The 26,043-nt window shown below is 35.9% G+C and carries 25 protein-coding genes, 3 other RNA genes, 1 pseudogene and 1 riboswitch; of the genes and pseudogenes, 7 read left to right on the forward strand and 22 right to left on the reverse strand.

Annotation, left to right across the window (positions count from 1 at the left end; genetic code table 11):
* The first annotated feature begins 36 nt into the window (after positions 1 to 36).
* Positions 37 to 486, forward strand: coding sequence for a hypothetical protein (locus ACUN0F_RS25615; RefSeq protein WP_001235541.1), 450 nt, complete (start codon positions 37 to 39; stop codon positions 484 to 486).
* A gap of 54 nt (positions 487 to 540) precedes the next feature.
* Here ACUN0F_RS25615 and ssrS (ACUN0F_RS25620) read toward each other — a convergent pair.
* The 5 genes from ssrS (ACUN0F_RS25620) to ACUN0F_RS25640 all read right to left on the reverse strand — a co-directional run bounded on the left by ssrS (ACUN0F_RS25620) (position 541) and on the right by ACUN0F_RS25640 (position 2,642).
* A non-coding RNA gene (gene ssrS, locus ACUN0F_RS25620) (6S RNA) lies at positions 541 to 724 on the reverse strand.
* Between the two features lie 21 nt (positions 725 to 745).
* A non-coding RNA gene (gene ssrS / locus ACUN0F_RS25625) (6S RNA) lies at positions 746 to 928 on the reverse strand.
* Between the two features lie 116 nt (positions 929 to 1,044).
* Positions 1,045 to 1,878 carry a sulfurtransferase gene (locus ACUN0F_RS25630; protein ID WP_000637539.1) on the reverse strand — a complete coding sequence of 278 codons (834 nt, stop codon included), beginning with the start codon at positions 1,876 to 1,878 and terminating at the stop codon, positions 1,045 to 1,047.
* A gap of 2 nt (positions 1,879 to 1,880) precedes the next feature.
* Complete coding sequence (locus tag ACUN0F_RS25635) at positions 1,881 to 2,153, reverse strand: YpbS family protein (RefSeq protein WP_000451816.1); 273 nt, start codon at positions 2,151 to 2,153, stop codon at positions 1,881 to 1,883.
* Between the two features lie 21 nt (positions 2,154 to 2,174).
* Positions 2,175 to 2,642 (reverse strand): GNAT family N-acetyltransferase, encoded by a 468-nt coding sequence (locus ACUN0F_RS25640; protein WP_264462469.1) that lies wholly within the window; start codon positions 2,640 to 2,642, stop codon positions 2,175 to 2,177.
* Between the two features lie 72 nt (positions 2,643 to 2,714).
* Between ACUN0F_RS25640 and ACUN0F_RS25645 the strand changes: the two genes are divergently transcribed.
* Positions 2,715 to 2,969: a DUF3931 domain-containing protein gene (locus ACUN0F_RS25645; protein WP_000369740.1), complete on the forward strand. Its 255-nt coding sequence runs from the start codon at positions 2,715 to 2,717 to the stop codon at positions 2,967 to 2,969.
* Positions 2,970 to 2,972: 3 nt separating this feature from the next.
* Here ACUN0F_RS25645 and ACUN0F_RS25650 read toward each other — a convergent pair whose 3' ends face one another.
* Complete coding sequence (locus tag ACUN0F_RS25650; RefSeq protein WP_445540403.1) at positions 2,973 to 6,632, reverse strand: dynamin family protein; 3,660 nt, start codon at positions 6,630 to 6,632, stop codon at positions 2,973 to 2,975.
* 549 nt (positions 6,633 to 7,181) lie between these two features.
* Here ACUN0F_RS25650 and ACUN0F_RS25655 point away from each other — a divergent pair.
* Positions 7,182 to 8,345 carry a DUF418 domain-containing protein gene (locus ACUN0F_RS25655; RefSeq protein ID WP_445540404.1) on the forward strand — a complete coding sequence of 388 codons (1,164 nt, stop codon included), beginning with the start codon at positions 7,182 to 7,184 and terminating at the stop codon, positions 8,343 to 8,345.
* A 15-nt stretch (positions 8,346 to 8,360) separates the two neighbouring features.
* Here ACUN0F_RS25655 and pbuX read toward each other — a convergent pair whose 3' ends face one another.
* The 13 genes and pseudogenes from pbuX to ACUN0F_RS25720 form a co-directional block, all read right to left on the reverse strand.
* Complete coding sequence (gene pbuX, locus ACUN0F_RS25660; protein ID WP_264462466.1) at positions 8,361 to 9,677, reverse strand: xanthine permease PbuX; 1,317 nt, start codon at positions 9,675 to 9,677, stop codon at positions 8,361 to 8,363.
* A gap of 3 nt (positions 9,678 to 9,680) precedes the next feature.
* The gene (locus tag ACUN0F_RS25665) at positions 9,681 to 10,274 is read right to left on the reverse strand and encodes a xanthine phosphoribosyltransferase (RefSeq protein ID WP_000866483.1); all 594 of its coding nucleotides are present in this window, start codon (positions 10,272 to 10,274) and stop codon (positions 9,681 to 9,683) included.
* Positions 10,275 to 10,380: 106 nt separating this feature from the next.
* A riboswitch (purine riboswitch) is annotated at positions 10,381 to 10,482 on the reverse strand.
* A gap of 116 nt (positions 10,483 to 10,598) precedes the next feature.
* Complete coding sequence (locus tag ACUN0F_RS25670; protein ID WP_000628434.1) at positions 10,599 to 11,345, reverse strand: type I methionyl aminopeptidase; 747 nt, start codon at positions 11,343 to 11,345, stop codon at positions 10,599 to 10,601.
* A 155-nt stretch (positions 11,346 to 11,500) separates the two neighbouring features.
* Positions 11,501 to 11,973, reverse strand: a pseudogene (locus ACUN0F_RS25675) (GNAT family N-acetyltransferase).
* A gap of 47 nt (positions 11,974 to 12,020) precedes the next feature.
* Positions 12,021 to 13,538, reverse strand: a complete 1,518-nt coding sequence (gene ypwA, locus ACUN0F_RS25680) for a carboxypeptidase (RefSeq protein WP_000215108.1) — start codon at positions 13,536 to 13,538, stop codon at positions 12,021 to 12,023.
* A 100-nt stretch (positions 13,539 to 13,638) separates the two neighbouring features.
* Positions 13,639 to 15,576 (reverse strand): ATP-dependent DNA helicase, encoded by a 1,938-nt coding sequence (locus tag ACUN0F_RS25685; protein ID WP_445540405.1) that lies wholly within the window; start codon positions 15,574 to 15,576, stop codon positions 13,639 to 13,641.
* Between the two features lie 138 nt (positions 15,577 to 15,714).
* Positions 15,715 to 15,897 carry a DUF3921 family protein gene (locus ACUN0F_RS25690; RefSeq protein WP_000376888.1) on the reverse strand — a complete coding sequence of 61 codons (183 nt, stop codon included), beginning with the start codon at positions 15,895 to 15,897 and terminating at the stop codon, positions 15,715 to 15,717.
* Between the two features lie 61 nt (positions 15,898 to 15,958).
* Positions 15,959 to 17,098 (reverse strand): THUMP domain-containing class I SAM-dependent RNA methyltransferase, encoded by a 1,140-nt coding sequence (locus ACUN0F_RS25695; protein ID WP_000521230.1) that lies wholly within the window; start codon positions 17,096 to 17,098, stop codon positions 15,959 to 15,961.
* Between the two features lie 180 nt (positions 17,099 to 17,278).
* Positions 17,279 to 17,669: RNase P RNA component class B (gene rnpB, locus ACUN0F_RS25700), an RNA gene on the reverse strand.
* Between the two features lie 87 nt (positions 17,670 to 17,756).
* Positions 17,757 to 18,095 carry a cell division regulator GpsB gene (gene gpsB, locus ACUN0F_RS25705; RefSeq protein WP_000622425.1) on the reverse strand — a complete coding sequence of 113 codons (339 nt, stop codon included), beginning with the start codon at positions 18,093 to 18,095 and terminating at the stop codon, positions 17,757 to 17,759.
* Between the two features lie 97 nt (positions 18,096 to 18,192).
* The gene (locus tag ACUN0F_RS25710) at positions 18,193 to 18,747 is read right to left on the reverse strand and encodes a DUF1273 domain-containing protein (protein WP_000862919.1); all 555 of its coding nucleotides are present in this window, start codon (positions 18,745 to 18,747) and stop codon (positions 18,193 to 18,195) included.
* 56 nt (positions 18,748 to 18,803) lie between these two features.
* Positions 18,804 to 19,232, reverse strand: a complete 429-nt coding sequence (locus tag ACUN0F_RS25715) for a spore coat protein (protein ID WP_445540406.1) — start codon at positions 19,230 to 19,232, stop codon at positions 18,804 to 18,806.
* A gap of 155 nt (positions 19,233 to 19,387) precedes the next feature.
* The gene (locus ACUN0F_RS25720) at positions 19,388 to 19,963 is read right to left on the reverse strand and encodes a YppG family protein (RefSeq protein ID WP_088082998.1); all 576 of its coding nucleotides are present in this window, start codon (positions 19,961 to 19,963) and stop codon (positions 19,388 to 19,390) included.
* A 177-nt stretch (positions 19,964 to 20,140) separates the two neighbouring features.
* On the opposite strand from ACUN0F_RS25720, the gene ACUN0F_RS25725 reads away from it, so the two are divergent.
* The gene (locus tag ACUN0F_RS25725; protein WP_000242661.1) at positions 20,141 to 20,332 is read left to right on the forward strand and encodes a YppF family protein; all 192 of its coding nucleotides are present in this window, start codon (positions 20,141 to 20,143) and stop codon (positions 20,330 to 20,332) included.
* 26 nt (positions 20,333 to 20,358) lie between these two features.
* On the opposite strand, the gene ACUN0F_RS25730 is transcribed toward ACUN0F_RS25725, so the two are convergent.
* Positions 20,359 to 20,703 carry a YppE family protein gene (locus tag ACUN0F_RS25730; RefSeq protein ID WP_445540407.1) on the reverse strand — a complete coding sequence of 115 codons (345 nt, stop codon included), beginning with the start codon at positions 20,701 to 20,703 and terminating at the stop codon, positions 20,359 to 20,361.
* A gap of 15 nt (positions 20,704 to 20,718) precedes the next feature.
* Complete coding sequence (locus ACUN0F_RS25735) at positions 20,719 to 20,961, reverse strand: hypothetical protein (protein WP_046955206.1); 243 nt, start codon at positions 20,959 to 20,961, stop codon at positions 20,719 to 20,721.
* A gap of 85 nt (positions 20,962 to 21,046) precedes the next feature.
* Here ACUN0F_RS25735 and ACUN0F_RS25740 point away from each other — a divergent pair, with 85 nt between their 5' ends.
* A complete protein-coding gene (locus ACUN0F_RS25740) occupies positions 21,047 to 21,223 on the forward strand; it encodes a phage portal protein (protein WP_080345072.1) in 177 nt (58 codons plus the stop codon).
* 309 nt (positions 21,224 to 21,532) lie between these two features.
* Here ACUN0F_RS25740 and ACUN0F_RS25745 read toward each other — a convergent pair whose 3' ends face one another.
* Complete coding sequence (locus ACUN0F_RS25745; RefSeq protein WP_264462464.1) at positions 21,533 to 22,558, reverse strand: DUF2515 domain-containing protein; 1,026 nt, start codon at positions 22,556 to 22,558, stop codon at positions 21,533 to 21,535.
* A 103-nt stretch (positions 22,559 to 22,661) separates the two neighbouring features.
* On the opposite strand from ACUN0F_RS25745, the gene recU reads away from it, so the two are divergent.
* Entirely contained in the window at positions 22,662 to 23,264 is a 603-nt protein-coding gene (gene recU, locus ACUN0F_RS25750; RefSeq protein WP_046958934.1) for a Holliday junction resolvase RecU, read from the forward strand.
* 65 nt (positions 23,265 to 23,329) lie between these two features.
* Complete coding sequence (locus ACUN0F_RS25755; protein WP_264462463.1) at positions 23,330 to 26,023, forward strand: PBP1A family penicillin-binding protein; 2,694 nt, start codon at positions 23,330 to 23,332, stop codon at positions 26,021 to 26,023.
* Positions 26,024 to 26,043 lie beyond the last annotated feature (20 nt).

Consider the following 26,043-nt stretch of genomic DNA (forward strand, 5'->3'; position numbering starts at 1 on the left):
TGTATAGATTTAGTTAAGTTTATCGTATCGGATAAAATGCGCTTAGAATATCGACTTAATGATGAAACGAAAAGGTATCCTGCTTTATGGAACTACGCAAATATTTCTAACTCTGAAATCATCGCACGCATGACGTGTGAATATTTTATAAAGGATAACAAGACATATGTTGTTACTGCTACTTCAGTAGATCCAGACGGAACAGCAGTTATATATATTCAAAAAGAAGAGTTTGCAAATGACCCTTCAGATCCTACATACTCTCACATCGGTTTTGAGGTTAGAGAACTAAGTGAAACGAGTTCAAGCATAATAGATCGGAAAGATGTATGGAACTATGAAGAAATTTTGCCATCTCTTCATTCAGACCTTATATATATTCAGCGCGACGGCATGCATATGGAGTTCGCTTTAGATTCAAGAGAGATTGATGAAGATAGAAAGTGCTATATTTATTATGGAAACTTCACAGGTGAATCCAGATAAAATAGATATATTTATGCAACAAAAAAACCTTACGTATAAAACGTAAGGTTTTTATATAGCCCCACATATGCCGTTCTCTCTAGATGTCCATAAACCTGCTCTCACAGGTGGATGCTCTCACAAATGTTTGTAACTTCCTTCTTAAAAAGATGGCATGTTAGCTACATTTAAATATTGAACTTCCATATTAAACTTATTGGTTTAAGACATGCATAAGCTACGTACACCGTAGGAATTTTATATAATGTTAGTTGAAATAAGACCCCCGCACGTGCCGCTCCTCGTAAATGTCCAAAAACCCGCTACTCGCAGGTGGATGCCCTCACAGTTACCGTACATCTTCCTCCACAAGGAAGGCTTGATGATGGTCGCTAAATATTGAGCTTCCGTATAACTAACATCGGTTTTAGACATAAATAAGTTACGTACACCGCAGGATGTATTATTTACCTGTCGTTATATTATCACATTGTTTCCAATGTGTAAAATACAAAGTTTTTCGAGCAATTTCTTGCTTGTGACCTTATTTTAATACAAATTATTTTTGCATGCAAGTGATTAATCTTCTTCTTTTGCAATTTGATTTTCTGGATAAGAAATCCAATCACTCCAGCTACCTGCATACAATTTAACATTTTGGAATCCAGCTAATTTCAATGCAAGGATATTTGGACAGGCTGTAACACCAGAACCACAATATACAATTGTTTCCTTATCTTTCGAAAGATTTCGGAATCGTTCTTGTTGCCCAGCTTCATTCTTAAATTGCCCTGATTGTACAATTCCATCCTTCCAAAAATAGTTTACTGCTGTCGGAATATGTCCTGCTTTTGGATCAACTAGTTCCTCTACACCAGCATAACGTTTTGGCTCTCTAGAATCAATTAACGTAACATCTGCACCTGCATGAATATTCTCTCTCACCGTTTCCATCGTTACAAGCATATGATCTTGTACATTTGCTTTGAATGTTTTTCGTATAGCAACAGGAATTTCCATTGTTATCGGTAGTCCATTCTCTTTCCAAGCTGGAAATCCACCATCTAATATATATACTTTCTCATGTCCTACATAGTTTAATAACCACCAGAGACGAGAAGCATTTGCACCCGCTTGACTGTCATATGCAATTACTGTCGTATGTTCATCAATACCAGCTTGTGAAAGCTTGTCTGCAAACTCCTCAATATTCGGCAATGGATGGCGACCACCATGTTCTGTTACAGGACTTGATAAATCTAAATTCAAATCAAAATATAATGCATGAAGAATATGTTCTTCCTCATACTTTTCTCTACCCCAATTAGGATTCGCTAAATCAAAACGACAATCGATTATACGGACATTCTCATCTTCTATATGCTCACGTAACCATTCGACTGTAACTATCATCTTTAACGACCTTCTTTCTCTTGCAAACGACTTACATACTCCATAACCATTTCTTCTGTAACATATTTACGCTCTAGTGTAACACCATTTTTTGCAAGATCATTAATTTGCTTTGTTACAACATTAATGACATCAACCGAAAATTCTTTCCCATTTGACGCAAGAGATACGGCTGCTTCAATAGCTGCTTCACGCTGCGCATCTAATTGTAAACATGCTTTTACACTTTCATTTTGTTTACGAGAATGTGCTGTAATTGCTTTATGTACTTCCATCTTCTCTTCCCCCTAAATAAGTTATACGTTCTCATTCAATTCCATTGCAAGCCGAATCATATCACGGCATACAATCCCATTTTCAATAATCTCTTCTTCATAATGCTTTGAAAAGTAATCAAAATCAATAGAAAAAATACGAAATCCACATTTTTGATATAAAGCAAGTTGTGAAACACTAGAATTGCCTGTACCAACTTCAAGTTTTGACATACCATATCCTTTAGCGGTTTCTATGGCATGACTTAATAGCTGCTTTCCAATCCCTTTTCCTTGCAAATGCTCTACAACCGCAATATTCATAATTTCCATCGTCTTCGGCCTTGTTTCCAAAAGAACATATACACCGACAACTCTCTCCTCTTGCTTAGCTACATATGTTTTCCCTCTTTGTACATATGTATCAATTTGCCCCTCACTTGGATCAGCAAGCAATAATAAAGGTTTCGGTATAGCTTCTTTCGAAATATACTCTATTACTACACACATAAAAAACTCCCCTTTCTCTATTGTTCTAAACCCTCCTTGTCTACCATAAATAATAGAAAGGAGGGATTCACCATGGACAACAATGAGAAAAAGTGCAACGTCATCTCTATTGATGGAAAGAAGAAGAAAAGCGACACGTATTCCTATCCAAAATTAGTAGTAGAAAACAAAACATATGAATTTTCTTCATTCGTCTTATGCGGTGAAACACCAGACGGCAGACGCCTCGTTCTTACTCATATGATTTCTACCGATGAATTTGCTGGGTTTGTCAAATCTTTAGATACAGTATTGCAAAAGAAAATTGAACGAATCTTTTTCTCATAACGACTATATCACATAAATTTCTTTTTCAATCTCTACTAACTGCTTTTGCAATTGTTCTTTACTTTGTTCATATAGTGATACATCAATTGTTTCAGCCAATGCAAATAATACACTTTCATAATAATTCATCACATCTTGCTGCATCACTTTTTGGAATAAGTTCCATTTCAAATCCCACTCTTGCTTATAATGATGAACAAATAAATCTTTTTCATCAGCTACATAGTTTGATACGAAAGGCTCTAATACAACTTTAGCCTCTTCTTGCATGAAAGCTTTATCATTTTTTTCAAAAAAGCTTTTTTCATTTTTAAAATGCGCCAGTGCTTTTTTGAAATCTTTTATTTCAACTGAAGGGAACGGTTCTTTATGTGCAATATCTTTATATTCATAATCCACTGTCCCACTCATAGAAATTGATTCATTTTCTACTTTACAGTTCACCACAATTTCATTCTTTGCACGCTTCATCGCTTCATCTATCCATTTCTCAAGGCGTAATGATGTCGCACGCATCTCTTGTAGTAAATCATGCTGAATAAATGCTACTAATTCCATAACGCACTGTTGCAACTGCACTTTCACATTCCCATCCGTTCGCAGCGATGCTGGATTAATAAATTCAGTAAACACATCGTTATAGCGTAGGAATAGACGCTGTTGCACGTAATAAAGCAATTCTTTCACTTCATTTTGCATCGCCTGCTCTTCAGCAAGCACACTATATGATGAAATAATATGAAGTAGCTGATCACGCTCTGCTTCATATTTTTTCGTTTGCTTCTCTTTCTCTTCATTCCCCTGCTTTGCACCGTTTATCATATTTACTAAAAGCTGATCTGCGCCTTGCAATGTACCATATAAAGCATGAACAGATACGAGCATTAAATCTCTCATCATAAAGGATGTAAATGATTCCTCGAACTTAGCAATCCCAGAGTTTTGTAAAATACCGTACTTCTCTTTTTCAATATTCTTTCCTTGCTTCTCTTCAAGTGCACATAAACTTGAAATTGCAAATAAACGCGGATTTCTAATACCGTATTGCAGTAGCTGGTCTGCGATATAACCTTTTACCATTTCAAGTTCTTCTTCAGACTCTGCTAAATCGGCCGCATTAATTAAGAAGAACATTTTATCAAGTGCAAAAGTATCCTTTACACGACCAAGCTGGATTAAGAATTCACGGTCAGCACGAGAGAACACATGATTATAATACGTTACAAATAAAATAGCATCTGCGTTTTTAATATACTGGAACGCAACGTCCGTATGGCGGGCGTTAATAGAATCCGCTCCAGGTGTGTCTACAAGCGCTACTCCTTGCCTTGTTAAAGCACAATCATAATAAAGCTCCATGTACTCAACAAAACATGATTTTTCTTCATTCGCTACATAATAAGAAAACTCTTCTAATGTAACTTGTACTTGCTCCCCTAAATGAGCAGAAACCGTATCATATCCTTTTTGTACCGCTCGTAAAAAGCTAAATGTTGTTTTTTGCTTCCCAGTTGGTGAAGGATATTTCATAACTTTATCAATTTGTGCTAACGCTTCATCTAACGTAGTAATCTCATAATGAAACAACTTATAAACAGCTTTCATATCTTCTAATAGAGCTTGCTTTGATTTGAATTGAACCATTACTGTTCCGTGTGGTTTTTCCTCTGTAACCGGCAAAATTTGATTAATCGTTGCCGTCGTCGGATTTGGTGATACAGGAAGTACATTCCCACCAAGCAATGCATTGGCAAATGATGATTTTCCAGCACTAAAAGCTCCGAATAACGCTACTGTAAATTGTTTCGTTTCCACACGACGCCTTTTTTCTATTACCTCTTGTTGTACATGTTTCAGCGCTGGCAATGGCTCTAATATCGTTTCAGCTTTCTTCACTTTCTCTAATATACGCTGAATATTTAAAGCTGCCGTTCCTTTTATCTCTTCTTCACGAGCCATTACGTTATCGTTTACGCTTTCCTGCTCTTGTAGTGTGAATTTCTCACTAACAATTTGTGTTTTACTTTGCAATATCTCCTCTATTTGCAATCCTTCTGGTGTAGCAACACGCTCGTGCCAAACATTTTGCAAATAACTTTCATATGTCTCTAAATTGTTACTGTATTGCAATTGCGTTTCTTTTGCCGTTTGCAACATCATATATTTTTCAATCTCTTCTTCAATGCGTGCAACTGCTTCCTTCACCTTTTGCTTTAAAACGACTGCACTTTTATCAAAAATTTGCTGCGCTTTTGTAAAATAACGTTTCTTCAGTTCATTCGCTACATCCGCTGTATAAAGAAGTAAGTAATCACCTGTGAAACCTGCACCTTGTTTAATGACTTCAGCTAACATTTCTGGTCCAAAAGCAATTTCTAAAGCATATATGTCTTTCCCAATTTCCTCTGTGAACAATCCTTCTTCTTTTAAGAAGGCAACAATAAATTCTTTCACATGAAAATCAAGTTGCGTTTCAACAGTCTTTTGCAAAGCAGAATAAAAAGCATCTAAACGTCTCTGTTTTTCTTGCTCCGTCTTTCCTTTCGCAAACAGCAAACCGACCTTAAATTTAGTTAATTTCGTTTCTAAATACGCATTTGCCAGTTCTCTCGTTTCAAATGGCATTAAATATGCGTTATCTAATATAGCTTGTAAGCCTTTTATAAATTCGTTTCTCACATGAGATTCTTTACTAACCTCGCGTTGTTTAGTTTCCGTTAGCTCTTCTTTCTTTTCAACTATCTCTGAAATAGAAAGCGGCGATGCTAGCTCTTCCTCATATTTCAAAAGAGCTTTTTCATTTTCTGAAAGAATAAACGAGAAATGTTCCCCCATTAAATATTCTGTTTCTCGCTCCATTCCATCTCTTACATACTGCAATTTTTCTTTCATAATAGAAATAATTAATGTTTCTAAGCTTCCAATTTCATTATGTGTATGGTTCATCATTCGTAATGAAGTATAATACACTCCATCTACTTCAATATCCCAGTTAGAGAACGATTGTTTTACACTATCTTTATAATCCTCAAACGATAATTCATTTTCTTTATGTTTATCTATTTGATTTACAACGAGATAAACCGTTTTATTACGTTGTTTCAATTCTTTAACAAATTGTAAATTCACTTCCGATTGGACGTGATTATAATCCATCATATAAAAAATTACGTCTGCTAGATGCAGCGTTGATTCTGTCGCTAATTGATGGGCATCATCTGTTGAATCAATACCTGGTGTATCAACTAACATAACACCCTCAGGAATTGGCGCATCATACCGATAAATATGAACACCAATTACCTCATCACCGTCTTTACAAATTTGTTTTAATTCTTCAGCTGAATATGCACCATCATATTCGTACTGTTCTCCAGATTTAACTGTTACAACAACACGATCCATTCCTTTTTCAATTTTGACAACGTTAGCGCTTGTCGGAATTGGACTTGTTGGTAACAACTGCGCTTTATATAGATGATTCATCATCGTTGATTTCCCTGCAGAGAAGTGACCGCAGAACGCTATCATAAGCTGCTCTTGTTTATATTTTTGAATCACCTCAAACAACTTTACACTATTCTCTGCATCGCCGTGTTTTTGCCACTCTTCATAAAAACAAACAAGTTTTTTCATACCGTTTGTCTGTACTATGTTTGTCATCCCCTTGTTCCCCTTTATCCAAGATGTATATACTTTTTCCCACCATTTGCGAGCTCATAATCATCAGGAAATACATCCCCTCATCGATTACAGTTTCACTTTACTATCATACTAAATTTTCAGCATATTCTCATTAAAAATAAAAAATCCCTTTCATTCTTTTTACAAATGAAAGGGATTTTATGTCACATCACTCATTTTGCTGTTCCTACTCCATTTAAAACATACTTTGCAATAACTGCATATACAGCGACTGTACCTGCTACTAATGCATATACCATACTCATGCACCAACCTTTTTTGATAATGATTATCACTTTTAAATACATTTTATCATTAAAGAGAATCATTATCAATACTTTTCATAAAGAAAGCCCCTTATAGAAAGGAGCTTTACTGCCTGTTTTGAAGAAGGTTAAAACTTGTTGTGCACTCTTATTATATCTCATAATACATATCTTAACAGTTTTAAAAATTGGAAATTACCTATATACCCTCCTCTTTACATTTTGTATAATAAAAGGGAATTACTTAACAAGGAGGAAAATAATGACACAAAATATTTCACAAGGCGAGAGGATACATTCCATCGATATTATTAGAGGAATAGCTGTACTAGGTATTTTTCTTGTTAACTGGCCAATTATCGCCGGGGTTGACTCACGTGATATTACAGGAATTTACGAAGGGATAGACAGCTATATTCGCCTATTTTACGATATGTTTATTCAAACGAAATTTTATACAATTTTTTCGTTTTTATTCGGATTAGGTTTTTATATTTTTATGAATCGTGCTGAGGCGAAAACCGATCGTCCAAAAACTTTGTTTGTTCGCCGCTTACTTATTTTATTATTATTTGGTTTCTTACACTACGTTCTTTTATGGGACGGGGACATTTTACATACTTATGCAATCGCTGGATTTTTCTTATTTTTATTTTACAAGAGAAAGCCACGTACTATTTTAATATGGTCAATTGTACTATTAAGTTTCATGCAATTGTTCACATTAGTAGGTTCTCTTCTCATGTTATTAGTGCCGGTAGATGAACTAGGCCTTTCCATAGCCATTATGCCGTTAGAAAACTGGGGCTTACAAATTACAGACAGATTCCATTCTTTCTATTCTGAAGCAATAAGTAACAGTCTTATTATGCTTCCTGAAACACTAGGATTGTTTTTACTAGGATTATATGCCGGTAAAAAAGACATTTTCCGCCGTGCTAAAGAATTAGATCTAAAACTTAAAAAATGGCAAATCATTATGTTCATTTTAACATTACCGATGTGGTTTATTATGGTTTACTTCTTTATGAACAATCAACCATACACACCATTTTCACTTATGGGTATTACGATGATAAGCGGAAAGACATTGTTCATCTTCTACATTGTCACGTTAATGCGTTTATTACAAAAAGAAAGATGGCAAACATTATTACGTCCGTTCCAGTATGTTGGTCGAATGGCGTTAACAAACTACCTTTCGCATACAATTGTTACATTACTTGTATTCGGACTATTGTTCAAAAATGATTATCTTGCTCCATTATGGGTAGGTCCTCTGTTTTGCATTAGTTTCTATACGTTACAAATCTTTATTAGCCGCTGGTGGCTGTCACGTTATCAATACGGGCCACTTGAGTACATTTGGCGTCTTGGTACTTACGGGAAAATGATGCCACTTAAAAAGAAAAGCAAGGTCTCATAATGAGACCTTGCTTTTTTATGCTTCCCTTACTGCACTTTGCATAGACACTGGCTCTTCTTTTACTTTACGCTGCGGCACCATATTAAATACTATATTTAAAAGTACTGCTGACGCACTTCCAAGTACAATTCCGTTATCTGTTAAAATACGAATGCTTTCTGGAAGTTGCGAGAATAATGTAGGAACGACTGTAACTCCAAGTCCGATGCCGACAGAGCATGCAACGATTAATAAGTTTTCTTGTCTTCCGAAATCAACACTACTTAACATTTTAATACCATATGCCATTACCATACCGAACATCGCTAACATTGCACCGCCAAGTACTGATTTCGGGATAATAGTTGTAATAGCTGCGATTTTTGGAATGAACCCAAGAACGATTAACATACCACCACAAGTATAAATAATAACTCGATTTCTTACTCCAGTTAATTGAACAAGCCCTACGTTTTGAGAGTATGTTGTATATGGGAAGGCGTTGAAAATACCACCTAACACCATCGCTAATCCTTCTGCACGATAACCTTTTGTTAATTCTTTTTCACCGATCTTTTTATTGCAAATATCAGATAATGCAAAGTAAACACCTGTTGCTTCTACAATCCCTACGCAAGCAACGAGAATCATCGTAATAATTGGCGTTAATTCAAATGTTGGTGTACCGAAGTAAAATGGCTGAATACCATGGAACCAATCCGCTTCTCCAACCGCTTGCAAGCTTACTTTCCCCATAAACGCTGCAACGATTGTACCGAACAATAGACCTAGTAAAATAGAGATTGAACGAATAAATCCGTCAAAGAAACGATACATAATGATGATAAATAGTAACACACCAAATGCTAATGCTAAATTTTCAAGACTACCGAAATCCTTACTTCCTACTCCTCCAGCCATATCATTAATCGCTGCTGGAACAAGTGTAACTCCAATTACGGTAACGACAGATCCTGTTACAACAGGTGGAAACAGTTTTACAAGCTTTCCAAATAATTTCGCAAAAATAACAACGAATAACCCGGCAGCAATAATCGCTCCATAAATAGAAGACACGCCGTATTGTTTTCCGATTGCAATCATCGGCCCAACGGCTGTAAATGTACAACCTAGTACAACTGGGAGCCCAATACCGAAAAAGCGATTTGATAATGCTTGTAAAATCGTCGCAACGCCGCACATTAATAAATCAATTGAGACTAAATACGTTAACTCTTTTTGATTTAAGCCTAGTCCGCCGCCCACAATAAGCGGAACGATAATTGCGCCAGCATACATCGCAAGCATATGCTGCATACCAAGCGATGCGATTTTAAATGGATGTTGCTTCATCGTTTATTTCACCTCCGCAGTTTCTTGCTGTACAAATGTAACTGTGCCGTTATCAAGTGATGCAATTTCTGCTAGTGACTCAACACGAACTCCTTGTTCACGAAGCTTCTTTCCTCCATCTTGAAATGCTTTTTCAATAACAATACCAATTCCTGCAATACTTGCTCCTGCTTGCTCTACTAAACTCATTAAACCTAAAGCAGCCTGACCATTTGCTAAAAAGTCATCGATAATTAAAACACGATCATTTTCATCGATATGATTTCGAGATAATGAAATTTCATTCGTTTCTTGTTTCGTAAATGAATATACGTTTGCAACGTACATATTATCTTGTAACGTTAACGATTTACGTTTTCTTGCAAAGATTACTTTTACACCAAGCTCTAATGCAGCCATAACTGCTGGTGCAATGCCTGAAGATTCAATCGTCACGATTTTTGTAATGTTCTCTTCTTTAAAACGTTTAGCAAATTCTTTTCCGATCTCTTGCATAAGTACTGGGTCAATTTGATGATTTAAAAATGCATCTACCTTTAATACGTCACCAGATAAAACCTTTCCTTCGTTCAAAATCTTTTCTTGTAATACTTTCATGTTTGTTCCCCCTCTTATGCAATAAAAAACTCCAAAAGCCGCCACCACTCGTTACAAGTGAGAGACGCGCTTTTGGAGTTTCGCAAAAAAGAATGCTAAACAAGCAAATATATTCGTCCTCACTCATAGTCAAAGTATTTACGGTACTTCGGTAGAAACTTGCAGGCCATATCCCCGCGATTATATGAGTGTAGCTAACTATTTATTTTATAGATGGATTATAACGCACTTTTTATACTTTGAAAAGCATTTATCGAAAAAACACGTACAAAATTTTAAAAAGAACTGTTTTCGTTCGAGTTTTGTAAACTCTTACATAATATTTCAAAGTGTCGTTAAAATAATCGGCCCATCTTTTGTAATCGCAATTGTATGCTCATATTGAGCTGATAATTTCCCGTCCATCGTTCTCGCAGTCCATCCATTTAAATCTACTTTAGAATATCGCATACCTATATTTACAATCGGTTCAATTGTAATAACCATCCCTTCTTGTAACTCAGGCCCTTGTCCTGACTTTCCAAAATGAAAAATTGCTGGTTCTTCATGAATCTCTTTACCAATCCCGTGCCCCGTAAAGTCTCTTGCAACCGAAAAACCTTCAGTAGCTACATAACTTTCAATTGCATAGCCAATGTCTCCTACATGATTACCGATCAGCGCCTGATGAATCCCTTTATATAAAGCATTCTCAGCTACTAACAATAACCTTTCTGCTTCATCAGAAACATTTCCAATTCTATACGTCCAAGCAGAATCTGAAAGACCACCATTTAAGTTTACTACCATGTCAATTGTTACAAGATCACCCTCAGTTAAAGGAACATCGGCGGGAAACCCGTGGCACATTTCAGCATTTACAGATGCACATATCGCATATGGATACCCGTTGTACCCTTTCTGTTCAGATATTGCACCATGCTTTTCTAAATATGCTTCAACAAACGTATCAATTTCTTTTGTCGTAATACCTGGTTTCATCATTTTGGCAATTTCCCTATGACATGAAGCAAGTAATTTCCCAGATTCATGCATCAAATCTATTTCATTTTTCGTTTTAATTGTAATCATTCTACCTCTCCTTGCTAAACCTGCTATTTGCTACTAAAGTTCAATCATACACATCCTCTGTCAAAATTTCAAAACTCCCAATTACAACAAGTACAAAAATATGTATCCTATACTTCTAAATCAAAATAAAGAAACAGAAGATCCCCCTCTGTTTCTTAATCATTTTTACATATATAATTCATTTTCAAAAACTCAAAACAACTACCATTTGTTTTCTGTATAAACGTTCCAACAGCTTCAAATCCTGCTCTTTTATACACTTTAATCGCTCTCTCATTACATGTCGCTACTGATAGCGTTATATAATTACAACCATATTTTCTTTACTAAAAGCTAGTCCAGCGTTTACGAACTGTAAACCAAATCCATTTCCAGTTATATCAGGTCTCATTCCAAGACCTATATCAACCGTTCCATCATTTATTTTACAAACAGTAAAAAAACCAATGAGAGTGCCGTTTTCCTTCACAGAAAATGTATGATCTCCTCTACTCTCATCATGTAAAAACTCAGCTAAATCTTCTTCATCTGCACCTATATCGTAAAAGGAATACCTCCCTTCATAATGCCAGTTATATGCAATTTCTTCTGCTTCTTCTTGCGTCATTACTGTATATGTATAATCCATTCTTCTATCCCCCTTGAAAAAAAGAGCTGCAAGTAAGCAGCTCTTTTTTATAACTCATAGATTTCTTTATACTTCGCTTCTAAATAATCTGCTAAGTAGTTTGCATTTAATCCTTCACCTGTCACATCTTCTAAAATTTCAAGTGGCTTTTTCGTTTTACCGTATTGGTGAATATTTTCTGTTAACCATTCACGAATTGGTGTTACGTTTCCTTCTTCTAATAATGCATCAAAGTTCGGAATGTCTTTTAACATTCTTTGCTTAAATTGCGCTGCATACATATAACCAAGCGCATAAGATGGGAAGTATCCAAATGAACCACCAGCCCAGTGAACATCTTGCAATACACCTTGTGCATCGCTTTCCGGACGAATTCCTAAATATGCTTCCATCTTATCATTCCAAGCCGCTGGCAAATCCTTCACTTGTAATGTACCATCAAATAATTCTTTCTCAAGTTCATAACGAACCATGACGTGAAGCGGATATGTAAGCTCATCTGCTTCTATACGAATGAACGATGGCTTCGATTCGTTAATCGCATCATAAAACTCATCTACTGATATATCATTGAATTGACCATCGCTATACTCTTTTAATAAATCATAATTTTTCTTCCAGAATGATTTATTACGACCGATAAAGTTCTCAAAGAATAATGATTGTGACTCATGAATACCCATAGAAGTTCCACTACATAGCGGTGTACCTTCGAATTTCTCTGCAATATTTTGTTCATATACAGCATGGCCACATTCATGAATTGTTCCAAACACTGCCATACGGAAATCTTTTTCATCATAGCGTGTTGTAATGCGAACGTCCCCTCTATTTAATGTAATCTCAAATGGATGTACCGTTTCATCAAGACGACCTGCTTCAAAGTCATAATTCAATTGCTTTAATAACTCTAATGTAAAGTTCTTTTGTTTTTCTTTTGAAAAATGTTCTGATAAAGCACTTGTCTTTAATCTCTTTTGTGACTCCGATATTTCTTTTACGAGCGGAACGATACGCTCACGAAGTTGACCAAATACGTGATCTAACACTTCTACTGTAATACCTGGCTCATACATATCTAATAATGTATTATATTTATATGTTTCGTAACCCCAATATGTAATGAATTTCTTTTTAAATTCAACTATTTGTTCTAAATACGGACGGAACATTTCGAAATCAGATTTTTCCCGAGCTTCTTCCCACACACTTTCCGCTTTCGCTTCTAATTTCACATACGCCTCGTATTCCGCTTGTGGAATTTTCTTATTTCTATCATATTCTTTACGACACTCTTCAACCATTTTCTTCGTCGTTTCAGAAAGTTTATTTTCACTTATTAAAGCTTCAAGCTCTGTTAAATAATTTCCCATCTCATCTGAAGTCGACATGACAAACACTTCTGATGAAAGCATACCAATTACTTCTGAACGCTGGTCTACACCTTTTTTAGGTGCACCTGTTCTTAAGTCCCAAAACATTAAGCTTAATGCTTCACCGTAATTTTGTATCTTCTTCACATATGTTAAAAATTGTTTTTCTACTTCATATGTAGCTACTGTCATCGTATAAAACCTCCCTTTTCTACCTCAAACTTAATTCGACATGGAAACCTAAATTCCTTTTATAATAGAAAAAAAGCTTGGCAAGCGCCAAGCTTTCTCCTTATAATTCTTTACCTTCTACTGGTAGTACGTTTTTCACCGCTTCTATCACTTTCTCATCTTCTGTATCAGATAAGAAGATTGATATAGCCCCTTTATCGTCGCTCGTACGAATTAAACGTCCAATCCCTTGACGAAGACGTAAAATCATATACGGTACATCTACATCCCAGAATGGATTATTTACATGTTTACGCTTCGCTTCAAACACAGGATCGTTTGGAGGGAATGGTAATGACCAAATAATAACATGCGATAATGATGAACCAGGAATATCTAAACCTTCCCATAAATGAACAGCACAAAGTACAGTCTCTTCTTCATTTTGGAAACGAGAAACGAGCTGACTAATTTCTTGATCCCCTTCATATAGGAACGGAACGGACATTTGTTCTTTACTTACATATTCTTTAAACGCTGCAAGTTCTTGTGTTGTACGGAATAATACAAGTGTACGTCCATTTGTTTTCTGTATATTTTCAAGTGTATATTGACACTTTCTTTCCCATTCATTTTCTTTCGTATGCGATAGTAAGTTTACTGCCATTTGCTCTGCATAATCAAACGGTGAGGCAACTGAGAATGATAAGTAATCTTTTACCCCTAGGCTATTTGCTGTAAATGCGAATGAATCGTTGTTAGATAATGTAGCAGAAGAGAAAATATACGGGATTTTCTTCGAGAATACTTTCTCTTGTAATACTTCTTCAACTGCACGTGGCATAATCACTAACGTGAAGGCTCCATCACCTTCTTCACCCCATGTAATTACATTTTTCTCGTGCATGAACAGACGAAGTGAATGTTCTAATACATCTAAATGTTCATCAACGATATTTAAATCATACGTGTTTACTGTATGCATTTCACTTTCAAATACTAATGCATCACCGACTTCACCAATTTTCGCATAAAGTCTATTCGCTTCAGCTGTTACTTTTTCTGTCACAGTAATTTCTAAACGATCAGAACCGGCGATGTCCTTTTTATTTTCTTGTAACACATCAAAGAATCGCTCTGTTTGCCAAATTGTTTCTTCTACTAAATGTGCAAACTCTTCACGAATATCATTTTGCAACAATCTTGTTAAAAGTTGCTCCATCATCGTTTGCTTTAAACGATATGTTAAAGCTTTTTGAGCTGCATATTCTACAAGATGTCCTTCATCGAATACAACGCAGCTACTTTCAGGTAATAACGGAATTTGCCCTTCACGCTTACGAGCATCGTACGTCCAAATATGATCCATGTAGAAATCTTGAGAACAAATAATTAAATCTGCCGCTTTACGATAATGTTCACGAGAAAGAGTTTGACCACAACGATGACGAGAATCACAAGTGAAGCAATCTTGGAAGTAATCCCAATTTACTTTTGACCATTCCTCATCATTTAAAAGTGGAAATTCTTTTCTGTCGCCGTAGTGAGTAAAGTTTTGCATCGTACCATGATCGAATACAAACTGTGGTAATTCGTAGTATACATCTTCAATTACTTCTGGAGCTCGTCCACTCATAACATCTTCAAGTTTACGTAAACATAAATAATTATCCATTGATTTCGCAAGTCTAACATCAACAGATAGTCCTAATGCTTCAGATAACTTAGCAATGTCTCCTTCTTCTTTCACAAGCTGCTCAATTAACGTTTCATCAGCACAAGCGATAATAGCTGGTTTTCCAGTATAACGCGCATAGCAAATTGCATATAGAAGATATACAATTGTTTTCCCTGTTCCTACACCCGCTTCTGCGAACATTACTTTCTTTTCTTGGAAAGCACGCTCTAATTGAAACGCCATAAAAATTTGTTCATCACGCTCTTCAAAGCCTTTTTCCGGAAGGATATCGTAAAACACATCTCCAATCCATTCATTCAACTTATCATAAAAATTATCTTGTTTTCCTACTTCAAATGGTAATCTCTTCTCAGTAAACATCCTTAGCCTCCAACCAAAAAGTTTTTCTATAAAAAGATATAGCAACTACTACTCATATGTGTGCAGCCACTTTCCCCTGTTGCCATACATAGAAATACACGAAAAAAAATTTTCCTTTCGAAAAAGGAAAATTTTTTTCTATATTAATGACTTTAAATACCGTTTATCAATCGCTGTTTCGTGTGAAAGAGCTGACAAATATTCTTCTTGTGCTTTTTGTATTTCCTCTACAATCGCACCTTGGCTATCCACTTCTTTCCCGATCTCATCATACGTACGATGAATAGCTTTTTGAATCATAGATAATTGGAAACTATCCATATCACGTCCTCCTTTACGCATTACATAATAGCCAGTATATGCGCGCTGGAGGAGTTTTATACTATGAATTACGCGGTGGACGTTTTCCGAAGTATTGGTAGTAATCTGTACGGATAAATCCATTAAACAGTTTACGTTTCTTCGATGCATCTTTTCCATAACACTTTTCAAATGCTTCGTAGCTTGTTAATACGTACGCTGACCATGTATCTAATGGGCGGAATACTTGTCCCATTTCTTTGTACAATTGTTCAACGAGTGCTTTTTCACTTAAACGTTCTCCGTATGGAGGATTCGTTACAACATAGCCATAATCCTCTTTTGTCGTGAAATCTTTTACTTGCATTTGTTTAAATGTAATTAAATCACTTAAGCCCACTTCTTCTGCATTATCTTGAGCAACTCGGATCATACGATGATCAATATCTGATCCAATGATTTGTAGTGGTTGATTATAATTCGCTAAATCTTCAGCTTCTTGACGAGCTTCACGCCAGTTTTGTTTACCAACCCAGCCCCACTCATCTGATGCGAAGCCACGGTTAAATCCTGGTGCAATATTTTGTCCAATTAATGCTGCTTCAATCGGAATTGTACCTGATCCACAGAAAGGATCTACGAAAGGACGATCCGGCTTCCAGTTTGTTAACTTAATTAAAGACGCAGCCAATGTTTCTTTTAATGGGGCTTCCCCTTGATCCATACGGTATCCACGTTTATGAAGTCCAACACCACTTGCATCAATTGTTAATGTTGCAATATCCTTGAGCATTGCGATCTCGATACGGAATAACGGACCATCTTCTTCAAACCAAGTTGTACGTTTATATGTTGTTTTTAATTTTTCAACGACAGCTTTTTTAACGATACGTTGGCAATCTGAAACACTGAACAACTCAGATTTTAACGATTTACCAATTACAGGGAATTCTCCATTCTCTGGAATATAATCTCCCCAGTTTAATGCTTTCGTTTTTTCAAACAGCTCATCAAATGTTGTCGCTTTGAATTCGCCAACTTTAATTTTCACACGGTCCGCAGTACGTAACCATAAGTTCGTGCGGCAAATCGCCTTTTCATCTGCTTCAAATGTTACTTTGCTGTTTTCCACTTGGCATTCATAACCAAGATCACGAACTTCTCGGGCAACTAACGCTTCAATACCCATTGCCGCTGTTGCAATTAAAGTAACTTTTCCCATTTGCATTCACCTCTTATGTATAGTTAAACAATAATTAATAGCAATTTGTCCTATTAATCATTACATTTTACGAAGAATTTTCTCATTAACCATTTTAACTCATAATTTATAACTTCATACAAATAAAAAGCCCTCCTCTAACAAAGGAGAGCTGAGTTATTTCATAGTTGGTTCATAACGTTCTGTAAGCCATGTTCTGTTCCTTTGTACTGCAAACGGCCCACGCCTCGTACTCCGGTGGCAATCATCTATCTACAGGTTATATAACCTGTCCTTTCCCATCGTTCATTTCCTTGGAAAAGATTCCCCTACCATTATTTGGGTTTCTCGCTCGTGGGGTTTACCTCGTTCCACTCCTATCATTTCTTCAAGGACTTCGTCACTGTGGCACTTTAAAGGTAGTCAAACCATATCCGAAAGGACTTAGGTTTTTTCCCTGCCGTTAAACCAGCCTTACAGCCAGAATACCCTAGCTTATGAATTGGCTAGGCACGAACACTACAGCCATCTCAGGCCGTGCGAGCATGGACTTTCCTCTACAACGTTGGCGTTGCAGCGATTACCCAAACGTTATGACATCCATTAGTATAGTGGAAACAAAAAGATTTTGCAATGTTTTTTTCTATGTAAAATGCTTTAATCTTTTTACCACTAAAAATTATTCGTATAACTTACTTCCAAATACAGCTTTTTCTAAATTAGATAGACGTTTTAAAATGTCCGTATTCGTGTTGTTATATACAGGTTGTGCAACTGGTGTTTGTACAACTGGTTGTTGTGGCACTTGCGTTGCTACTAATTTTTGTTCCTCTAATTCACGCTTTAAACGAGCATTTTGTTGCTTTAATTGATCAAACTCCTTGTGGAAAGCTTCATAGTCTTTAATGATCATATCAAGAAACTTGTCTACTTCTTCTTGTTGATAGCCTCTCATGCCTGTTTTAAATTCTTTTTCTAAAATATCTTTCGCCGTTAATTTAATTTTATCCGAAATCATTTTCTTCACCTCAAATTTTTGCCAAAACTTTCATTACCTAAATTTTTTCAGAAACAATGCCTTTTGTCAATCATATATACGAGTACTATATTACATATTACTCAGCATTATTCCACTGTTCCTCTTCTATTATATCTTGTAAATCAGAAAAAAGAATAAAATAACTGTGATAATTTTCTATTTCTCCTTTTTTCTTTGCTGCTTCTACAATATATTTGGGACTCCCTGGTTTTTCTTCATCATATACAGCTAAAAGTGCATCACTTTTTTCAATAAAAAATTGATTTTTTAATTTAAATTGTTCCGGGCTTTCGTACTTCCGTTTCGTAATACTATCAATATGGTCTGCTTGAGAGAGAATACATTCGTAATATTCACGGTTATCTTCCTTCCAGCTTTCTTCTTGTTCTAAAAACGGAGTAAATACCGCTAATTTTAGATCTGGATATTCTACTTGAATTTCAAAAACAACTTCAGCAGCCCATAATTCGACTCCTAACTGCCCACTTATTATCACCCATTCCAAACCTTCTTCTACAAAAGTAGTTAATTTTCGATGCAATGCTTTTTTTATACATTCCACCCCTGGATGATCATTTTTAAATATACCAAGTTCAAATGGCTTATATCCCGTTACAGCAATAACTTTCATATCAACACTCCAATTACAAAAAAAGAACTAGCATTTCGCTAGTTCTAACATATCATTTACTTTTTAAATATTCCACCAACGTTTGGTCCGAATGGTGATACATTTGGTCCTGGTCCGAATGGTGATACGTTTGGTCCTGGTCCGAATGGTGATACGTTTGGTCCGAATGGAGATACATTTGGTCCTGGTCCAAATGGTGATACGTGATGTCCATGATGTCCATGACCACATGGTCCACATCCGCCGCCGAACCCTGGGTCGATCGGGTCTACAACATTTACATTCGAGTTTGTTTGTGGGAAGAAGTTTTGGTTTTTAATTTGTTGATGATGAACATGTGTTGTATGCGTTGGGAAAATGTGTGGCACCACCGTTGTTGAAAAAGAATGTGTTACACACTGTTTCGTCGGATGAATGACAGGAGCAGTTGTACAGATAGGTCCTACAGGCTTATGCCCTCCAAAACAAGGATGACAATGATGCATAGTTTTTTCTCTCCTCTCTCGTTAAAAAAATCTGACTACACTTTACAATATGAGAAAAGAGAGAAAGCCGTTTGTTATATATACCCATTTATTACAAGGAAATTTGTCTAGCCATCTGCTTTATACGTAATGCTTTTTATAGACAACCCCCAAGATTACTTACCAAAAAAACCTCCAACTTGCTTTACAATACCTGTCACTTGGTTCATCGCATTCATCATTTGTCCAGCTGTATTCATCATTTTATTTACATCATAGTTACCATCTGAGTTTTTAAATTGGGAAACAAAACTAGAAAATTGACTCGGTTGCTGTTGTTGTTTTTGTTTATTCTGCGTCGGGTACGGTTGTTTTGGTGGATAAAACATCGCTTGTTGATTTCCATAGGGAGATGGTGGTGGCATATAGTATTGTGAATTCATATAAGGTTGCTGTTGTTGATCCATATAGGGTTGCTGCTGTTGATCCATATAAGGCTGCTGTTGTTGATTCGTATAGGGTTGCTGCTGTTGATCCATATAGGGCTGCTGTTGTTGATTCGTATGGGGTTGCTGCTGTTGTTGTGGTTGATTCATAAACGACACTTCAAATGGCTGGTAATAATTTTGATTTCCATAATTAGGCTCGAAAGGATACATATTATACCGTAAATATGTATCCGTATTATATTGGTACATATTTTGCTGTGCATATGGATTAGATTGCTGATATACGTTAGATTGTTGAAACATGCATTCTCTCCTCCTTCACATAAGTTTCTACATATATAATATGTACTTGTAAAATAATTTGTGTGGCGGAGTCTCTGTCTATTTTTGTCGGAAGTTTAAATTTTTAAAAAATTAAAAAAGAAAACCCTTCCATGCTATGATAGTGAAGAAGAAGATTCTCATGGGGGAGGAATCAACATGGTATTAGGGGATTTAAAACAAGCGTTTTCTCAAAAAAAGGGGTATTACACAGAGAATGTAAATGAATTGTTAGACTTTGCGAGACATTGGTATCTCGAAGGAAAAATATGCATTTCAGATTACCGAACATTAATAAAAGAATTAGAAATAAACGGTGCAACAAAGCCTACAACAATGACAGAAGCATAAAAAAAACAAGAGGGTTTCCCCTCTTGTTACTTACATTGCTCAATTATATTTTGCAAAGTATACGAAATGGCTTGATGTGTTTCAAAGAATCGCTTACCTTTGCCTTTATTTACAAAACATTGCAAAACATTTGTCTGTAAATTATCGTACACTTGATCAATTTGCTGTACATGTATATACTTCGGTTTTTCTTCCTTAATCCATTTATAAGCTAATTCTTTCCACACTTTTAATTCCTCATCTACTATATCTACAAATGGTTTCATATCCTTATAAAAATCGTACTCAATCATTTCTCTTTTTTTCACATTCGCTTCATTATTATACTGCATGAGTTTTTCTGAAGATTGTATTAATGCTTCATACTTCATTTTATTCCCACCTTATTATGCACTCACTACGACGTTTTGAAATGCCTTCACCCAATTCCCTTTTTCTTCGTGGTGCACTAATTTATTTTCCATATGCTCAATATGCATTTCTGTTATTTCTATTTTATTGCATATTTTTTCACTCGTATCCTTCAATGCATGATTCGTTCTAATCCCTATATTCATTTCCAGCAAATCGAGAGAACTTAACATTTGATCCATTGTTTTCATTACATCTTCCTTCTGAACCATCGCCATATACAAAACGCCCCCTTCTTTGCTTTTCCTTTGTCATGTAATTTCGCCGAATGACTCCTCACTCCTGCTCACATGACAAAACTAGTTGTTATTCGTCAAAGAAATCATTTTGTATGTCATTTATAGAAATGGTAACAATACAAAAAGGAGGTGTATGAAAATGCCAAAGAACAAAAACGAAAAAAAGAAAAAACAAAACAAACAAAATAAACCCGAGACTGGCAACCCTAAGTTAGATGGTCCAAACTTCCCTGCTACATAAAGTGAAACTTTAGTCAGCGGGGTTTTTGTTCATCCCCACTGATTATTAGCCTTCTCAATCGGGCTTTTACGGGCAGTTGATCCACACCTAAATTCTTTGCTTTCACTGAATTTTGAGACGTGGGTCTTACTGCCCGGCAAGTAGCGGGATAAAGTGAGACTTTAGCGCTTTTACAAAAAGCTAATTTCTGAAGCATCCTTAATCTCTTATATTCATTACGTTTTGAGATTAAATTCTTAGCATACACGGCAGGATTACTTCACATTAAGAAGTCCCGTCTTCATTTATGAAGACGGGACTTCTTTTTTATTATATCACGAACTCATCCATCCTTTTAACAAAACGATTTACGATAGAAGCAACATAGATTTGCTCCCTCTTTCTTTTATACCATTCTGTTATATCAACTTCACCCTTATACTCTTCCAGTAGAAACAACTCATTTATTTCCTTATCTCTACAAAACCAATCTCTCATACTTATTTCCTTATGTGCAACGACAGGATAAACCTCTCTAAGGGCTGGCGTACAAGATTTTCTAGCTTCTCTTACATAATATTCATAATCTGCTCTTGATCCTGTGTGTATAGTTTGCAATGCAAACCTATGGAATAAACTTTTATAATTCGGATGAAACAGTAACTCCGCTAATTTCTGCCCTAGTTCTATACGCTTTTGTAACGTTTCAAATTGATAAACTGAAAAACCATACATCCTCCCTTCAACAGTCGGAAAAATAACAGCACTAATATGAAGCATTTCTTGCAATTTAAAAAGTGCAGTATGGAATACATGTTTTTTAAAATATGCATTCTCAATAACTGGTTTTTGAATTTTATTTTGCTCATTTATAATAAGCGCTGTCATGAGCCTATTTATATCTTTTTTTTCCCAAAAATAAATCCATTCTTTTTCCATGAAAATTGATACGTTAAAATATTGTAACAAATGGAATAGTGGTACCTGCCTCCTCTTACTTTCTTCGTATAACAATAGCTGAGGAAATGCATCTAAAAAAATAATCCAATTCGCTTCTTCATAAGTCAGAAACAAATGTTTTTTTACTGTTTGAGGTAAAACAGTAGCATAATATCTCCCTTTTAAATCAGTCATATTCCATCCCGCATTTCTCGAGACCATACTTGCTAAAAAGGCCCACCTAATTTCACTGTTCCTTACATAATATTCTTGATAAGACTGTGTTCGAGAAATGTTGTCCATATTAGCCATTTCTATTTTCCTCTTAATGTTATAAACGATTGTTTTTTCTTCGTCTGTACAAACCATATTTTTACGATATTGTTTAATTTTCTCATAATCATTCCATGTAAACATAAATAAGTCATCATACCTTTCTTCAAAAAGGTCACATCTTTTTTCATTTTTTGTTATAATCACCTTTGTAAGTAATTCTTAGCAAGTTGGGAGTGGACACACTATGACCATTCGTTACCCAAACGGAAAACGGTACAATCAAGCTTCACAACCTCATAAAACACCAATTAAAAAACATACTTATAGTAATAGAGGTATGTCCCTTGAAGAGGAATTGAATGAAACAAATGAATATTACTTAACCCATAATATTGCATGTGTACATAAAAAACCTACACCTCTTCAAATTGTAAAAGTAGATTACCCCGCTCGAAGTGCTGCAGTGGTAAAAGAAGCGTATTTTAAACAACCTTCTACAACAGATTACAACGGTGTATACAAAGGGAAATACATCGATTTTGAAGCGAAAGAAACAAAAAATAAAACCAGCTTTCCACTTCAAAACTTCCACCTTCATCAAATTGAACATATGAAGCAAGTAATCGTTCATGATGGAATTGCATTTGTTATTATTAAATTTACACTTTTTGATGAACTTTATTTACTAGATGCAAAACATATTATTGCATTCTGGAATCGTCAAAATACTGGTGGACGGAAATCGATTACGAAAGAAGAAATAGAAGAGCATGGATCTTTATTATCATGCGGTTATCACCCTCGGATTGATTATATCCGTGTACTAGACACGGTTTATTTTTCGTGATAGAGTCATCACTAAGGCTCTTTTTTCGACTTTTGGGGAGAGAATGAAAGGTAGGAGAAAGTATAATGTCAGATAATTATCGTTCTCGTACAGAACGAAATCATGTAAAAAATCAAAATCAAAAGCAAGAAACAAATAAAGAAAAAAAACCAAAGAAAAAGGGCTCCTTTTTTAAAAAATTCCTTATAGGTTGTCTACTTCTTGGTATCGTTGGTCTTATAGCTAGCGTTTCCGCTTTCTTTGTTATGGTGAAGGACGCTCCAAAATTAGACAAATCAAAACTTGTCAATCCTTTATCAACAAAGTTTCTTGATAAGAATGGGAACTTTTTCTATGAATACGGTGCTGAAAAACGAACCCACGTTACGTATGATCAAATTCCAAAGGTAGTTGAAAGTGCATTCCTTGCAACTGAGGATTCACGTTTCTATGATCATAATGGAATTGATTTTAAACGAACTACAAAAGCAGTTATGGAAAATGTCACTGGAGGGTTCGGATCTCAAGGTGGTAGTACGATTACACAACAAGTAGTCAAAAACTATTTTCTAACGATGGACAAAACTGCGAAGAGAAAAGTACAAGAATGGTACCTATCTTACAAATTAGAGCAACAATACTCTAAACATGAGATCTTAGAAATGTACTTAAATAAGATTAACTTAGGTAACCGTTCGTACGGTATTGCAACAGCAGCCCAAAAATATTATAACAAAGATTTAAAAGACTTACAGTTACATGAAGCTGCTATGCTCGCTGGTTTACCCCAAGGTCCAAACATTTATGATCCAACCAAAAAGGAAAATGTTGAACGAGCAACAAATCGTCGTAATGTCGTATTGTCATTAATGAATCGACATGGTTATATAACAAAAGATGAAATGGATAACGCAATGAAAATCTCTGTAACTGAGGGTCTTCAACCGGCTTCAGAAGTAACTGAGATGAAGTATCAAGCATTTTTAGATGCTGTTGTAAAAGAAGTTGAAAAAGAATATCCCGATATAAATATCGGTTCAGATGGTTTAACGATTCATACAACACTTGATCAAGATGCTCAAGATTACGCTGAAAAAATTATGGATGGCAATCTTATTAAGTATCCGAACGATCAATTCCAAGGATCATTCGTATTTATGGATACACAATCTGGAGAAGTTCGAGCAATTGGAGCTGGGCGTAAAGAAAGTAAGTCTACTTTCAAAGGTCATAATATGGCCACTGATTTAAAACGCCAAGTTGGTTCAACAATGAAACCAATTTTCGACTACGGTCCAGCAATTGAGAATTTACAATGGTCTACATATCATCAATTAAATGACTCAGAGTATACGTATTCCACTGGTAAAAAAATACGAAATGCAACAAATAGTTACAAAGGTGACGTTTCACTACGTGAAGCTTTGAAAAAGTCATTAAACATTCCAGCTTTAAAGACAGCTCAAGCGGTTGGTCTTCCTAAGTCACAAGCGTTTGCTGAAGGTTTAGGTATGACATTTAAAGACGGCAAAACATATGAATCAACAGCAATTGGTAGTAACGATAGTTCTCCATTACAATTAGCGGGGTCATATGCAGCCTTTGGTAACGGTGGGAACTACAATAAACCGCACTTCGTAAAAGAAGTTATCTTCCCAGATGGGAAAAAGAAAAGTTTTAAACCGAAAGAACAACGTGCGATGCAAGACTACACAGCTTACATGGTGACTGACGTTCTTCGTGACGTAGTAAAACCTGGTGCTGGCGGTACTGGTCCAACAGCATACGTTTCAGGTGTTGATGTTGCCGGTAAAACAGGAACACAAAACTTTGATGAAGACGTTCTTAAAAAATATGGTATTCCAGCTGATGCAAACAGAGATAGCTGGTTCGCTGGATATACACCGCAATATACAATGGCAGTATGGACTGGTTACGAAAAAAATGGCCCAGAAAACTACATTAGTGATCGTTATACTAGAATTGCACAACAAATGTTCCAAGTAATGATGAGCAAATTCGCTACAGATAAATCCCGTTTCGAACGTCCTTCTTCTGTACAAGAAATAAACGGAGAGTTATACGTAAAAGGTGCGAAAAAAGATGCAATTAAACAAATTAAAGTAGATGCACCTAGTGGTCTTAATGTCACTTTCGATGGCGCTAGTACTGTTACACTAAACTGGTCTGGACCAACAGAAGTTGATGCGTATGCAGCAAGCTATAAAGCGACTGACGGTTCAAGTGGTAGCCTATCAATAAGTGGTACGAAAGCTACTCTTGGTGGCATTAAACCAGGCGTTACTTACAGCTTCTCTGTAGTAGCGAAAAAGGGTACTGGAACAAGCCCTGCAGTTGGTGCATCCTTCACTGCACCTGGCGGAACTCCAGACCCTAAGAAAACTGAAGAAGAGGCTAAGAAGAAGGCTGACGAAGAAACTAAGAAAAAAGCTGATGAGGAAGTACAGAAAAAAGCTAATGAAGATAAACAAAAACTAGAAGAAGCTCAGAAAAAAGCTGCTGAAGAGCAGCGTAAACAACAAGAGCAACAGCAACAACAAGAACAACAACGTAAACAACAAGAAGAAGCTCAGAAAAAGGCTGCTGAAGAAGAAGCCGCTAGAAAGAAAGCCGAAGAAGAAGCTGCTAGAAAGAAAGCCGAAGAAGAGGCTGCTAGAAAAAAAGCTGAAGAAGAACAACACAAACAACAAGAACAACAACAAAATACCGGAGGAGATACACCTCACGCAGATGGAAATGCTGTTACAACAGAGTCTTAATACAAAAAAAGAAGTCCTTT

Source organism: Bacillus sp. 1A, from assembly GCF_052682215.1.

Coding starts and splice junctions, on each gene's coding strand:
- ACUN0F_RS25745 (WP_264462464.1), bottom strand. CDS start 22,558: ATGTTTACATGGAATGATTATGAGAAAATTAAACAATATCGTAAAAAT.
- ACUN0F_RS25695 (WP_000521230.1), bottom strand. CDS start 17,098: ATGGGAAAAGTTACTTTAATTGCAACAGCGGCAATGGGTATTGAAGCG.
- recU (WP_046958934.1), top strand. CDS start 22,662: ATGACCATTCGTTACCCAAACGGAAAACGGTACAATCAAGCTTCACAA.
- pbuX (WP_264462466.1), bottom strand. CDS start 9,677: ATGAAGCAACATCCATTTAAAATCGCATCGCTTGGTATGCAGCATATG.
- gpsB (WP_000622425.1), bottom strand. CDS start 18,095: ATGATTTCGGATAAAATTAAATTAACGGCGAAAGATATTTTAGAAAAA.
- ypwA (WP_000215108.1), bottom strand. CDS start 13,538: ATGACAGTAGCTACATATGAAGTAGAAAAACAATTTTTAACATATGTG.
- ACUN0F_RS25655 (WP_445540404.1), top strand. CDS start 7,182: ATGACACAAAATATTTCACAAGGCGAGAGGATACATTCCATCGATATT.
- ACUN0F_RS25735 (WP_046955206.1), bottom strand. CDS start 20,961: ATGGCGATGGTTCAGAAGGAAGATGTAATGAAAACAATGGATCAAATG.
- ACUN0F_RS25665 (WP_000866483.1), bottom strand. CDS start 10,274: ATGAAAGTATTACAAGAAAAGATTTTGAACGAAGGAAAGGTTTTATCT.
- ACUN0F_RS25685 (WP_445540405.1), bottom strand. CDS start 15,576: ATGTTTACTGAGAAGAGATTACCATTTGAAGTAGGAAAACAAGATAAT.
- ACUN0F_RS25715 (WP_445540406.1), bottom strand. CDS start 19,232: ATGCATCATTGTCATCCTTGTTTTGGAGGGCATAAGCCTGTAGGACCT.
- ACUN0F_RS25730 (WP_445540407.1), bottom strand. CDS start 20,703: ATGAAGTATGAAGCATTAATACAATCTTCAGAAAAACTCATGCAGTAT.
- ACUN0F_RS25670 (WP_000628434.1), bottom strand. CDS start 11,345: ATGATTACAATTAAAACGAAAAATGAAATAGATTTGATGCATGAATCT.
- ACUN0F_RS25650 (WP_445540403.1), bottom strand. CDS start 6,632: ATGACAAACATAGTACAGACAAACGGTATGAAAAAACTTGTTTGTTTT.
- ACUN0F_RS25615 (WP_001235541.1), top strand. CDS start 37: ATGCGCTTAGAATATCGACTTAATGATGAAACGAAAAGGTATCCTGCT.
- ACUN0F_RS25710 (WP_000862919.1), bottom strand. CDS start 18,747: ATGAAAGTTATTGCTGTAACGGGATATAAGCCATTTGAACTTGGTATA.
- ACUN0F_RS25720 (WP_088082998.1), bottom strand. CDS start 19,963: ATGTTTCAACAATCTAACGTATATCAGCAATCTAATCCATATGCACAG.
- ACUN0F_RS25690 (WP_000376888.1), bottom strand. CDS start 15,897: ATGGATAGTTTCCAATTATCTATGATTCAAAAAGCTATTCATCGTACG.
- ACUN0F_RS25755 (WP_264462463.1), top strand. CDS start 23,330: ATGTCAGATAATTATCGTTCTCGTACAGAACGAAATCATGTAAAAAAT.
- ACUN0F_RS25640 (WP_264462469.1), bottom strand. CDS start 2,642: ATGTGTGTAGTAATAGAGTATATTTCGAAAGAAGCTATACCGAAACCT.
- ACUN0F_RS25725 (WP_000242661.1), top strand. CDS start 20,141: ATGGTATTAGGGGATTTAAAACAAGCGTTTTCTCAAAAAAAGGGGTAT.
- ACUN0F_RS25630 (WP_000637539.1), bottom strand. CDS start 1,878: ATGATAGTTACAGTCGAATGGTTACGTGAGCATATAGAAGATGAGAAT.
- ACUN0F_RS25645 (WP_000369740.1), top strand. CDS start 2,715: ATGGACAACAATGAGAAAAAGTGCAACGTCATCTCTATTGATGGAAAG.
- ACUN0F_RS25635 (WP_000451816.1), bottom strand. CDS start 2,153: ATGGAAGTACATAAAGCAATTACAGCACATTCTCGTAAACAAAATGAA.